Origin of the sequence: Haliscomenobacter sp. (assembly GCF_041740695.1) — a bacterium.
GTDB lineage: Bacteria > Bacteroidota > Bacteroidia > Chitinophagales > Saprospiraceae > Haliscomenobacter.
Window position 1 is genome coordinate 50,541 of record NZ_JBGSLK010000139.1, and the last position, 13,074, is coordinate 63,614.

At 47.7% G+C, this 13,074-nt stretch carries 10 protein-coding genes; 5 read left to right on the plus strand and 5 right to left on the minus strand.

Annotated elements, in window-relative coordinates:
* Positions 1-42: 42 nt before the first annotated feature.
* Positions 43-2,550 carry an ABC transporter permease gene (locus tag ACEW9O_RS28330; protein ID WP_373553605.1) on the plus strand — a complete coding sequence of 836 codons (2,508 nt, stop codon included), beginning with the start codon at positions 43-45 and terminating at the stop codon, positions 2,548-2,550.
* 142 nt (positions 2,551-2,692) lie between these two features.
* Here the strand turns inward: ACEW9O_RS28330 and ACEW9O_RS28335 are convergent, their stop codons facing one another.
* Positions 2,693-3,361: a hypothetical protein gene (locus ACEW9O_RS28335; RefSeq protein WP_373553606.1), complete on the minus strand. Its 669-nt coding sequence runs from the start codon at positions 3,359-3,361 to the stop codon at positions 2,693-2,695.
* 7 nt (positions 3,362-3,368) lie between these two features.
* Positions 3,369-4,127 (minus strand): cyclase family protein, encoded by a 759-nt coding sequence (locus ACEW9O_RS28340; RefSeq protein WP_373553607.1) that lies wholly within the window; start codon positions 4,125-4,127, stop codon positions 3,369-3,371.
* A gap of 146 nt (positions 4,128-4,273) precedes the next feature.
* On the opposite strand from ACEW9O_RS28340, the gene ACEW9O_RS28345 reads away from it, so the two are divergent.
* The 4 genes from ACEW9O_RS28345 to ACEW9O_RS28360 all read left to right on the plus strand — a co-directional run bounded on the left by ACEW9O_RS28345 (position 4,274) and on the right by ACEW9O_RS28360 (position 8,229).
* Positions 4,274-5,719 carry a glucosaminidase domain-containing protein gene (locus tag ACEW9O_RS28345; protein WP_373553608.1) on the plus strand — a complete coding sequence of 482 codons (1,446 nt, stop codon included), beginning with the start codon at positions 4,274-4,276 and terminating at the stop codon, positions 5,717-5,719.
* Positions 5,720-5,903: 184 nt separating this feature from the next.
* On the plus strand, positions 5,904-7,106 hold the full coding sequence (locus ACEW9O_RS28350; protein WP_373553609.1) for a TIGR02281 family clan AA aspartic protease: 1,203 nt from the start codon (positions 5,904-5,906) through the stop codon (positions 7,104-7,106).
* A 52-nt stretch (positions 7,107-7,158) separates the two neighbouring features.
* A complete protein-coding gene (locus ACEW9O_RS28355) occupies positions 7,159-7,698 on the plus strand; it encodes a hypothetical protein (RefSeq protein WP_373553610.1) in 540 nt (179 codons plus the stop codon).
* A 12-nt stretch (positions 7,699-7,710) separates the two neighbouring features.
* Positions 7,711-8,229: a hypothetical protein gene (locus tag ACEW9O_RS28360; RefSeq protein ID WP_373553611.1), complete on the plus strand. Its 519-nt coding sequence runs from the start codon at positions 7,711-7,713 to the stop codon at positions 8,227-8,229.
* A gap of 138 nt (positions 8,230-8,367) precedes the next feature.
* On the opposite strand, the gene ACEW9O_RS28365 is transcribed toward ACEW9O_RS28360, so the two are convergent.
* From ACEW9O_RS28365 to ACEW9O_RS28375, 3 genes are all read right to left on the minus strand, one after another.
* Positions 8,368-9,339, minus strand: coding sequence for a biotin-dependent carboxyltransferase family protein (locus ACEW9O_RS28365; RefSeq protein ID WP_373553612.1), 972 nt, complete (start codon positions 9,337-9,339; stop codon positions 8,368-8,370).
* Between the two features lie 133 nt (positions 9,340-9,472).
* Entirely contained in the window at positions 9,473-10,606 is a 1,134-nt protein-coding gene (gene bshA, locus ACEW9O_RS28370) for an N-acetyl-alpha-D-glucosaminyl L-malate synthase BshA (RefSeq protein ID WP_373553613.1), read from the minus strand.
* Between the two features lie 122 nt (positions 10,607-10,728).
* Complete coding sequence (locus ACEW9O_RS28375; protein ID WP_373553614.1) at positions 10,729-12,816, minus strand: molybdopterin-dependent oxidoreductase; 2,088 nt, start codon at positions 12,814-12,816, stop codon at positions 10,729-10,731.
* Positions 12,817-13,074 lie beyond the last annotated feature (258 nt).

Sequence of the window (13,074 nt, forward strand, 5' to 3'; positions counted from 1 at the left end):
ACCATTTTACACAAAATTCTATAAATCAAATCCTTACTTATTTTGGCACAGCGTTTGTTTTGGAAACAATACACTTTCAAGCACCGCAAAATGTTGTACAATTACCTGAAAATCGCCTTGCGCAATCTCCTGCGAAACAAATTATCCACTACGCTGAATGTAGCTGGGCTTACCTTTGGCCTTACTTGCTTTTTTATCCTGGGCCTTTTTGTACTGGACGAGCTCACCTTTGATCGTCATCATCCTCATTCAGACCGCATCTACCGGGTCATCAAGCATAGAAAAACACCTACTGAAGCCCAGAACATCGCCGGAGCAAGCTACAAACTGGCGGAAGAGTCGAAAAAAAGCATCGGCGAAATCGAAAACACCGCCCGGATTACCCAAGGGGGCAGAGACAACCTGGAAAACCTGGCCAATCGAAAGAAAATCAACGAAGAAGTTACTGTCTCGAACAATGGTTTGATGGAAATTTTTGACTTTGAAGCGCTGGATGGCAACCCCAAAACTGCCCTGATCGAGCCCTATTCCATCGTTATTGTGGAAGATCTGGCCCGGCAATTGTTTGGCAGTACGCAGGTGGCCGGCAAAACGCTGAAATGGCACGGTATGGAGCAACCCTTCAAAATCAGCGCCGTACTTAAAAACCATCCACGGAATTCCAGTTTCACGTTTAGCTCAGTGTATTCAGAAAGTACTTATTTGTCCGACCCCGAATACATGGAGGAATTGAATGCCGATTGGGGATCCCATGAATTTTTGGTGTATGCGCTGTTGAGAAAAAATGCCAACCCACAGTCGGTCGCCCAAAAAATGCGCCAATTGGTGTATGCCAATTTTAAACCTGACGCAGGAATTGCTCTTTCTTATAGTCTGCAAGCCCTCCAGGACGTGCACCTCCATTCCGAAAGCATCCTGGACAGTGCTAACATTGGAACGCCAGCTGTGCCGGGCAACAGCTCACTCTTGTACCTTAAAATATTTGCCCTGGTCGCGCTTTTTGTATTGACCATTGCCTGCATCAACTACATGAACCTCACTACGGCCAAAGCTTCCACCCGCTGTAAAGAAATTGGCATCAAAAAAGCAGTGGGTGCATTTAGAGGGCAATTGATCACACAACTGTTGATTGAATCGGTTTTGGTCACTACGATTTCCTTTGGTTTGGCGGTTTTGTTAGTCAATCTGATCCTGCCCTTGTTTAATGAATTCACCCAAAAAGAGCTTTCGCTTGGCTTTTCGACCGATTACCGCATTTGGCTTTCCGCATTTTTGATGGCCATCCTGACTGGCTTGATGGCGGGGTCTTATCCGGCCTTGATGCTTTCCCGCTTTAGTCCGAATATGTTATTGAAGAGCCTGAAAGCTCAAAAGAGTTCCGACTTTTCCTTGCGCAAGGGTTTGGTGGTGTTTCAGTTTGCGGTTTCGGTGTTCATGATCATTGCCACCATGGTGGTGTTTTTGCAAGTCCGTTATGTGCACAACAAAGATTTGGGTTTTAACCAAGAATTATTGGTGGTAGTGGACATCAACAGTGGTGCCATCCGCAGGGCTGCATCAACGATTGTTACAGAGATCGGTAAACTCCCCAACGTAAAAACCGTAGCGGCTACTTCACGGGTACCCGGTGAATGGAAAAACCTTCCTTCGGTTAAAATTAGGCAAGAGGGTCGCCTGGATGAGCAAAAAGAGGCTTTCTTTTTGGGGGTAGATGAACATTTTACCAAAACTTTTGAGGTGGACTTGTTACAAGGCAAAAACTTCAGTGGCACTGGCGATTCTGCATCGGTCATCCTCAACGAAACCGCCGCCAAACTGCTGAACATCCAGGAGCCTTCGGATCAATTGATTGAAATTCCGGCGGCTTCCTATGGCCTCAGTTTTAATCCGCTACGTGGAGGACAGGCATTTAAAGCGCGGGTGATTGGGATTGTCAAGGATTTTCATTTCCAGACTTTGCGGGAAAAAATCGCGCCTTTGGTGATGGCTTATCAGCAAAATCCCATCCACAGCATCGATTATTACACGGCGAGAATTGAAGCCAAAGACGCGAGCGCAACCATCCAGGCGATGGAGGCTATTTTGGCAAAAGTTGATCCTGCGGAATTGTTTGAATACCATTACCTCGACGAGCAATTGGCGCTTTTTTACGCCGAAGATGCCCGTCGCGAAACCATGTTGATTTGGATGGCCCTAGCCACGGTTTTGATCGCTTGTTTGGGCCTTTTTGGTCTGGCAACCTATGCGGCAGAACAAAGAATCCGGGAAATTGGGGTACGCAAAGTATTGGGCGCAAGTGTACTGAGCTTGGCCAACCTGCTTTCGATGGATTTTTTAAAATTGGTCGGCATTGCCATCGCGATCGCCTTCCCGATTGCCTACTGGGCGATGAACAAATGGCTACTTGAATTTGCTTACCACATTGAAATCAAATGGTGGGTGTACGTTTTGGCGGGCCTGATCGCCATTACGATTGCACTATTGACAGTGAGCTACCAGGCGATAAAGGCTGCTTTGATGAACCCGATTAAGAGTTTGAAGACGGAGTAAGTTTAGTCTTTTTGGGTACTAAGTAGTGGGGCAAAAATAAGTGTTCATTTTTCCTGAGCCAAAGGATCAGATAAGAAACTTAAAATGAACCGTTTACTTATCTAATCCTCTGGCAAAATGAACACTTATTTTTTTTATCGCCCTAATCTATTTGTTTCCCCTTTCGCAAAGCCTTTAAAAAGCCCCGTACCTCCCGTTCGGCCAAAAGCCGATGGTACAAATTTCCAAAAAGGATGCACAAAATCCCGATCACAAAAATCGAGTTGCGCGATACTTCCACCGTTTTGGCATGCATTTCATAAAATGGGCGGATCAGCAGCACTTCCAATGCAATTACAAAAGCCGTGAGCAGAAATAAAAATACTGCCACAGCGTGAGCGTTGCTGCGGATTTGGGGATAATGGGTACGCAGGCATTTTTTCAAAAACAAAATAGCACCCTGATCTTCACGATCCATTCGCAATAATTCGGCCAATACGTGCTCCGCTTTTTGAAACTGCCTAGTATGGTACAAAGAGGCTGCTTTGCGGAACAACATCCGCCGAAAGAGATCCTCCCCTTTGTATTCCACAATATTGTTGCTGATCGAGGTTTCAATCACCACGTCCACCATCAACAAATGTTCGCGGTAAGCGCCCACCTCAAACAGCGCAGTAACATAAGCCGCCAACACCTCAAAGTATTCCTCAAAATCTAGTTCGCGAATCTCCTTTTCATTTTCTTCAAAAAAATGAATCAACTCCTGGAAAGCCATTTCATCCAGGCTCAAAAAAGTGCGGTAGATTTTGGAGTAATACGTTGGTTTATACATGGCGGTGTTATGGTTTCATGGCATAAAGCACAGGTTTACTTGGGCTGACGTCGAGTTCCAAAGAGGCGATCTGTATGTTGAGCAGATAATCACCATCGGGCACTTCGGAAGGCACATAAATCAGCTCGGTAATGGTACACTCGCTACGCGGATCATCGGGGTACTGCCAAAAGGCTTTGTGCCCCAATAAGGCTCCAGCATCCTCTTCCCGGTCCACCGAAGGCAAATCCAGGAGTAAGTGCTGCACTCCTCGTTCGACCAAAAAGGCAATGGCTTCGTGGTGCACATACGGTGGATTACTGCCAGAATAATTCTGGTGCAATTTGCGTTCATCGTTGGGCAAAGTGCGGATAACCAGCGCTTCGGGCACATGGGTAACAAACAAATCTTCCAATTGTTGTCGCAAAATAACCCGATCGCCATTGTCCAGCCGCTGCGGCCAAACACTAACCAATTTGGCAAAAAAATGGAAGCGGCGCAAGCACTGGTGGATGGTATATTTTTCGCGGGCAATGTGTCCTACACACTCGGTATGGGTGCCATTGCCGTGGGGGTTGATTTTTAGGTTGTAAAAATTGACCGCGCCGCCACGATTGGTGTCGCCGATGAAGCCAAATTCGGGTGCTTCTACGGGCCAAAATTCGGGATAAGGGGCATAAAAACAGTTGGCATTGCCCTCCCCTGACACCAGTGGCATACTAATGTCGATCGGTGCAGCCAAATCGACGGATCGAGGTTGGTCTAAAAATTGAACTGTCGCTTGCATGGTTATTTTTAGCGTATACTACCGTTCACGGGTTTTAATGCAACGTTAAATAAATTTTAATTATCAATCGCTTGATATTGATTAACTTTTCGCCGCCGTTGAAAAACATATTGACTAAATGCGAGTTTGAAAACAATCCCTTGCTCATGATTTTTTTGAAAAACAGCCTATTGATTTGTTTGTCGCTTTTGGTGTACGGATGTGCCCATGCGCAACCCCAGGACGTAGAAGAAAAAATGGCCTACGTGGAGCGTTATCGCCTGTTGGCCGTAGAAGAAATGGAACGTACCGGCATTCCCGCCAGTATCAAACTGGGCCAGGGATTGTTGGAGTCGCGTTGGGGTACCAGTGATTTGTCCCGCCTGGCCAACAATCATTTTGGCATCAAATGTGGCAAAGATTGGAACGGTGAAGGTTATTACAAAGAAGACGACGACCTCAATGATAAAGGGGAACTCATCAAATCCTGCTTCCGCGTTTACGGTAGCGCCGAGCAGTGTTTCCGCGACCATTCGGCTTTCCTGATGAATCCAGCCAAAAAAGAACGTTATGGGCCCTTGTTTGAGCTCAAACGGACGGATTACAAAGCTTGGGCCGAGGGCTTGAAAAAAGGGGGCTACGCCACTGACCCTGGATATCCTGGCAAGTTGATCAAGCTGATTGAATCCCTGGATTTGTACCGGTACGACGAAATCACTTATCAGGACTTGTTGTCTGAAATTGGCACTTTGCCTACACTTACCCAGCCCGATTCGCCTGAAAAGCCCAAGCCCATTTTGGTCGTAGGCATACCACAATCCACCAATGATGTGAAGTTCATCGTTGCCGTGGCTGGACAAACGGTTAAAGACATTGCCTCCAAGCAATATGTATCCCCCAAAGCCCTGATGCACCACAACGCCCACATCAGCGGTGCGGATGAGCTACTCCAAGCAGGAACGCGGGTATTTTTGCAATCCAAACCCAAAGGCTGGCGGGGTCAGGAGACATACCATAAGGTGCGCAAAGAAGAAAGGATGATCGATATTTCGGTGCTCTATGCCATCGACTTGGATAAACTCTATGACCGCAATAAGATGAGCCACGGGCAAGAGCCTGCTGAAAATGCTGAAGTCAAAATTCGGGGTGGAAAAATCAAAAGGCAACCAAAACTAAAAAGTGATCAGCCCGATAAAAAACCAACGCCATTGCCTACGGTACCTCAAACAGGTGCACTCGGCAATACCACTTCCACTATTCCCCCAGCCACTACCTCCACGACTACTGGATCAAAAACTGAGGCACCACCAAGTAAAGTACCAGTCATCAATGTAAGCACCACCACCATTACTGAGTCGGCAAATAATAAGGTCAACCCAACCAACAACGGCGGGAGTGATCCTTTTGGAAAGTCCAACACCCTGCCCGGTGCAGGCACACAAAGTGCAGGCACCAATGGCTCCGTAGTAGCGCCGCAATACCATTTGGTGATGGAAGGAGATACCCTGGAAAGTTTGGCGCAAAAGTTCAAGACCTCCATTGATGGGCTGAAAAAACTCAACAATTTGAATACTGAACAATGTAAGGTAGGGTCACGAATTCGGGTGAAATAAAACTAACCTTAGGGCGATAAAAAAATAAGTGTTCATTTTGCCAAAGGATCAGATAAGTAAACGGTTCATTTCAAGTTCCTTATCTAATCCTTTGGCTCTAAAAAAATGGACACTTATTTTTGCCCCACTACTTATAGCCCACCAAAACGTTTCTTTCCTGCATCTATCCTTCAAAATTGGCTTTATGATGTGGAAAGAGTTACGCCATTTTTTGCTGTGGACGATCTTCAGCATGCCTTTTTATGTCCTGGCCCAAGTGCAACCGAACCTCGGGACGGTAGAACCTACGCAGTTTCTTAGCGAAACCAGCTTCGATTTTCAACAAAATCACATTTATTTCAAAGCCAAAATCAATGGCGTTGAAGGCACCTTTATCTTTGATAATGGTTTCACCATCACCGGACTGGACGATGATTTTGCGGCGCGTTGTGGCATCGTAGCGGACTCTAGCATCACCCTGGCTGATGCCAACGAAGCGGAAGCTCAAGGGCAAACGGGCAGCGCTGGCTTGATCCAGATCGCGGAGGTCAATTTTCGCGATACCCGCGTGGCCATCATCGATACCGACGGTTTGCCAGCTTGCCAAAAAGTAGATGGCTTCATCGGCAGTTCCGTCATCAATAAGGCCAATTGGAAAATTGATTTTGAACAAAAACGCCTCCAGTTTTCCTCCCGCCCCTTCATTGACGCAGGGTTGCGCTGTTCCTACACGATCAGCCGCAGCAATCGCCATTTCATTGAATTCAAGTACGAAGGTGTGCCTTTTTGGGTGCACATCGACCTGGGTTCCAGCGGCGAATTGGAATTGAACAAAGCAGCGTTCACCCCGATTTTTGCAGGATTGCCCGCCCAAATGAATGTAGGTGTCTCCAGTCTGGCGCTGTTTGGACTAAACGCAGTGGATACTTTTTATACCCTCAATCGCCCCTTCAAGTTTGGCTACGACAAATACCAGATCACCAATTCACCGCGCATTGAATTACAGCGCGACGTGGAGTACGCCCGACTGGGTTTGGGTTACCTGCACCAATTCAACCTCATTATCAATTCGGATGCCAAGGAATACATTCTGAGTCCGAATAAGTTATTGAGCTCCATCCGGGAGGAAAAAGACTATGGGGTTGTGTTTTACCCCGTAGAAGGTCAGCAGCGCCTGGTGCGTTTGAGCGCTTGTGAAAATGTGGCCAGATTGGGACTTACCTTAGGTGAAGTGGTAGAAAAAGTAGATGGTCAGGTTGTAGACAGTCTGGGCGACTGGTGCGCCATCAAAACCTACATCCGTGCCAAAGCCAATCGGGGGGAAACTCTGCGCCTCAAAATACGCGGACGGAAGGAGGAATGTGTTTTACAACCCGATTATCATCCCGCACGCAGCATTATCCGCTGATAACCTTTGATCAAGGTTCAATGCTTGTTATCTTGTGGCAAAATTGTACGTCATGTATAAGCACTTGATGATTCCTTCCTTATTCACCATCTTGTTGATAGGTTCCTTTTCTTGTCAACCTACTGGCAATGGTACAGATCCAGAAACCGAAAAGTTACAACGCGAGGTAGACAGCCTGCGCCAGATCAAAGAAGCACTAAAAGATGAACTGGAAGAGGTAAAAGAGGAGGACGGGCCGCGCACAAACACGCCCAAAGTGCCCACCAATGCTGCCGACGGCCCCTTAGATGGCTTGACTGTACTCTCTGCCAAGAAGCAATTTGATGCCAATTTTAATCCTATCCTCCGCATCACTTTTCGCAATTACGCCACCAAAAGCATCAGTGCCGCGGATATTGCCGTGGACTTTAGTTTCAACAGCGATGAACTTTCGCCCAATTGTCATTTTGAAAAAAAAATTAGCCTGAGCCTTGCGCCAGATGCCAATCAAACACTGAACCTGCCTATACCTGCTGGTTACGACAAAAACTGTGCAGACAAAGCTTGGGTAGTGGTCAAAGAAGTGACTTTTAGTGACGGTAGCAAAAAATAAAATCCTTTTCAAATGTCAATTCCTCAACAGAACTTCAAGCAATATTTTTTCATCCTGCGCCTCCTGCATTTGGCCATGACAGCAGCAGTGGTCGTTCTGGGTTTCATTGTCCATTTTGTATTGATTCCTGTATCCGATTTCACGCCCAATGAAAATACTGCCTTGTTCATCAATATAGCGGCGGCTTATTTGGCCATTGCTGTGGCCCTCAGCTATTGGCTTTTTGGGCTGCGGCTCAATGTGGCAAAGCAGCAGAGCAGCCTGAGTGACAAATTGAATACCTATCGCGCGGCTACCATCATTCGTTTTGCTTTGATAGAAGGTGCGGCATTGTTAACCGTCGTTTTTTATGTGCTCACGGCCAATCTTGTGCTCCTGGGCATCGCAGGGATTGGACTAGTGGTTTTGTCGCTGCATCACCCGAATCCGCTGAAACTCAAAATGGATTTGGATTTGAGTCCTACCGACCTTGCCCGACTGGAAGATGATGCTGATATGGTCGTGCAATTACCGCAGTTGCGAAAGTTTTAAGGCACGATGAGGAAATAAATTTACATTTTGACTCGGCTATTTTTTGATTTGGCAAGGCGCGAGGAAGGCGCATAGTGAACTACGCAACTGACGAGTAACGTAGTAAAATCAAATAAAGAGTTCAGTCAAAATGTAAATTTATTTTTTCATCGTGCCTAATGCCCAGCAAGCACCACATCTTATTCGATTCAAACTCTTGAGTTGTCCCTGAAGGGCATGAGTTGCTTGGGTCAAAGTTGTTGCTTGAAAATGAAAGCTTTGCCCTGGCCCCATTTGTGCCAATTTAGGCCAATCCCCCTGTATTACCTGTCCCAAAATCGGATAACCGCCCGTAGTTTGATGATCAGCCATCAATACTATGGGCTGACCATTGGGTGGCAATTGAATGCTGCCCCGGCTTAGCCCCGCCGACAAAAGGGATTCCGCATGTATCAATTGCAGCCGTTCTCCTTCCAGTCGGTAGCCCATCCGATCACTGGCAGGAGTAATGCGCCAATTTTGAGTTTGCAATTGTACTTGGCTTTGTTTAGTCAGGGATTCAAAATGCTGGCCTGGAATGAAACGAATGACATTTGAGTGGTAAAATGGGGCCAAGTCTGCATAATAGCTGGCTATTTGTGTCTCTTCTCCAAATGCTAAATCCGATTTTTTAAAGGGTAAAACAGCTCCTTTTTGGAGACTTTGCCCCTGCCAGCCTCCCTGTGCAGCTTTGAGGTTGGTGCTTTGGCTGTTTAGCCAGGGTTTCAGGTCAAAACCACCTTGTACACATAAGTAGGCATATTGGCCCCAGTATTTGTGTTGGAAATGCAATTCCGTTCCTGCGGCAACCCAAATTGGCCGGTAAGGATTAATTTTTTTCCCGGCAACGCTGGCGCCAAAATCGGCACCGGCCAAAACCATTAAAGTTGGTTCAAGAAACAAAAAACTCGCGGCGGGGAAACAAATTTCCAGCGCAGCTACTGAACCAGCATTGCCAACCAGGTAATTGCCTACTTGTAAAGCCAATGGGTCCATCGCACCTGAGCGGTTGATGCCATATTGTGCATAACCAGGACGGCCCAGGTCTTGCAGCGTAGCTAACCAACCTTTATTTAGAACCAGGATGCTCATGGTGAAGAACTAAGTAGTGGGGCAAAAATAAGTGCTCATTTTTCTTGAGCCAAAGTATCAGATAAGACACTTGAAATGAACCGTTTACTTATCTGATCCTTTGGCAAAATGAGCACTTATTTTTTTATCGCCCCTAATACACCGCTGCCTTAAGAATAGATTCATAATAAGCCTCGTATAGCGGCAGGATTTCCTCAATGTCAAACCGTTTGGCTTGCGCCAGGGCGTTGGCTCGGAATTCAGCTAATACCGCATCGTCACTCAGGATAATGATCGCATTTTTAGCCATGTCATCCACATCCCCTACATCACTCAAAAAACCGGTCACTCCGTGAATGTTGACCTCGGGCAAGCCACCAGCGTTGGTTGAAATGACGGGCACCTCACAAGCCATGGCTTCCAGTGCAGCCAAACCAAAACTTTCACTTTCCGAAGGCATAATGAACACATCTGCTACGGCCATGAGTTCTTCAATGGCATCCTGCTTGCCGAGAAAACGGACGTCGTCAAAAAGGTCCAGTTCACGACAGAGGTCTTCAGCAGCGCGCCTTTCTGGGCCGTCGCCAATGAACAGCAACTTGGACGGCATCTTTTGATTGACCCTGTGAAAGACCTGCACCACATCATTGATGCGTTTTACCTTGCGGAAATTGGATACGTGAATGAGGATGCGTTCCCCTTTGGGCGCAATGGCTTTTTTGAAATGGTCTTTATTGCTTTTGCGGAAGCGGGAAAAATCAATGAAGTTGTAAATCACCTCGATTTCCCTGGTCAAATTGAAGATATCGTAGGTTTGTTGGCGCAAGCTATTGGATACGGCAGTTACGCCGTCCGATTTGTTGATGGAAAACTCCACCACTGGGGCAAAGGATTTGTCTTTGCCCACCAGAGTAATGTCCGTACCGTGCAGTGTGGTCACCACTGGAATGTAGCGCCCTTGAGTCAAAAGGATTTTTTTGGCCATATAGGCCACCGCAGCGTGTGGAATGGCATAGTGAACATGTAGAAGGTCTAACTCTTCGTGTTGCACCACATCGACCAGTTTGCTGGTCAATGCCGTATCATAAGGGGTATATTCAAAAAGGGGGTATTGCTCGGTATCCACTTCGTGGAAATACACATTTTCGTGGAAATGAGTAAGCCGGGCCGGGCGCTTATACGTGATAAAATGGATTTCGTGTCCGTTTCTGGCCAGTGCCAAACCTAGTTCAGTTGCCAAGACGCCGCTACCTCCGTATGTGGGATAGCATACAATGCCGATTTTCATGCCTATCAGGTTTCTGTGCTCACACGACTTTGGTCGTGATAAGGCATGGGTAGAAAATATTGTGTCACTAGACTTATTTTTACCCGTGCTTACCTAAGGATACAATTGAACAGATAAAAAGTTTAAAGGCTGCTCACCCTGACTTTTGCTCCACTAAACGCCGAATTTCCCGTTAACTCATCCAATACATATTCATCGGTCAGGTCGTTGATGCTGGCTCCGGCGTATTGTTTGGCCACATCGAGTTGGACACCCTGACGAGCGTGCCCGTAGCCATGCGGCATACTCACTACGCCCGGCATAATGCTCGTGCTGATCTCCACTGGCAGCTCAATTTCACCCACGCGGGATGCCACTTTAACCACTTGTTGGTCTTGCAAATGGAGCTGCTCCGCGTCCTGGGGGTGCATGTGTAAAGTACAACGATTACGGCCCCGCATCAGGCGTTGGGTGTTGTGCATCCAGGAGTTGTTGTCACGCAGGTGCCGCCTGCCGATGAGCAGAAAAGGAAAATCGGGGGTGCTTTTTGTTTCATCCAATAAAGAATCCACCCGCTGTAAATCCTTGAGCAAATCGAGTGGCGCAAGGGGAATCCGTTTTCCTGGAATAAACAATCGTTGGGGCAAACTAGGCTCCAAGGGTCCCAAGTCAATCCCATGTGGGTTGGCGATCAATTGATCCAACGAAAGTCCGTAGGGCCCAAACATCAAGCCGAGATTCAGCTTCTCTTCGGGTGGCTCGGCCTGAAAAGGTTCCGAATTGCCGCTTAGGCGATGCGCCAATTCCTGATAAATTTCGTAATCATGCCGGGCATCCGTGCTTTTTTCAAACAAAGCCGGGGAATATTTTGCTGTGTTGCGCACTGCAAGTACGTGAAAAGTCAGGTCGTAATGCGGCACTTCCAATCCCGTGGCTGGCGGCAAGATGATGTGCGCATAGCGACTGGTTTCATTGATGTAAATGTCGATGCTCACCATAAAATCCAGGCCGCTCAGTGCTTTTTCCAACTGGGTTCCATTGGGCGTAGACAGTACCGGGTTGCCACAACTGGTGATCAAAGCCCGAATTTGCCCTTCTCCTGGCGTCAACATTTCTTCGGCCAGGGCGGCGACGGGTAACTCGCCCAGCGCCTCCGGCAAACCCCTTACGCGGGAGTGCCAGCGGGCGAAGCGTTGCTCGTATTTGCCACGAGCGATAAAGTCAACGGCGGGTTTGGTAAACAGGGTCCCACCTACCCGATCGAGATTACCCGTGAGGATGTTCAACACATTGATCAGCCACTGACAAAGTCCACCATATACCTGGGTAGACACCCCTACCCTGCCATAACAGACTGCGCTTTCTGCTGCCGCAAAATCGCGAGCCAATTGCCGAATCGCTTCCGCAGGAATTCCAGTAGCGTTGGCCACCCGCTCTGGGGTATACGGTGCACAGGCTTGCTGAATGTCTGCGACGCCGTCGGTAAAATCGGCGAGCTGCTTCAAGTTTACCCGCTGCTCGGCAAATAAAACCTGGATCATCGCCAGGAGCAGCAACACATCGGCATTGGGTTTGATGAAATGGTGCTGATCGGCTATTTCCGCTGTTTCGGTATACCTGGGATCAATCACGACCACTTTACCACCCCGTTTTTGAATGGCTTTGAGGCGATGCGCTACATCGGGTACGGTCATCATACTCCCGTTGGAAGCGATGGGGTTGCCACCAATGATCAACATAAACTGGGTATGGTCAATGTCTGGAATGGGAATCAGCAAGGGGTGCCCAAACAACTGCCAGGAGGCGTAATGATGGGGCAATTGGTCGGTAGAAGTGGCGGAATACAGGTTTTTGCTGCGCAGGGCTTTGGCAAAAGCCGGGGAGTTCATCGTGGTGCCCAGATTGTGGATAGAGGGGTTACCCTGGTAAAGCGCCACGGCATTATTGCCAAATTTTTGTTGGATGGATTGAATCCCCTCCACTACGGCATCCATCGCTTCTGTCCAGGAAATGGCCTGCCAACCCTGTGGGGTTCTTTTCATCGGCGTTTTGAGCCGATTGGGGTCTTCGTAAATGTCTTTGAGGGCGACCGCCTTGGGGCAAATGTGGCCACGGCTGAAAGGATCGTTTTTGTCGCCAGCAATGCTGGTAATCTGGCCATGTTCGAGTTTGATCTCAAGGCCACACATGGCTTCGCAAAGGTTGCAATTGCGGTAGTGGAGTTGCGACATGATAGAGGATTTGGGGTAAGTTACTGGTTTTTGGGGTGGAGGGGTGGATGCTGCGGATGTTTTTGCTCAAAGCATTGCGCAAAGTAGCATCGTTGCAGTCGAGTTGGCGGAGGAATTGCTACTCAAAGCAGGAGATAACGCTTTTACCCTAATTTTCTAAGGCTATTATCCCAGCGACAGCGCACAGTACACTTGAGCTGCGCTGGTATAATAACTGCTTATGATTTTTGTACTATTTTTATTAACCACCTAGGGCAT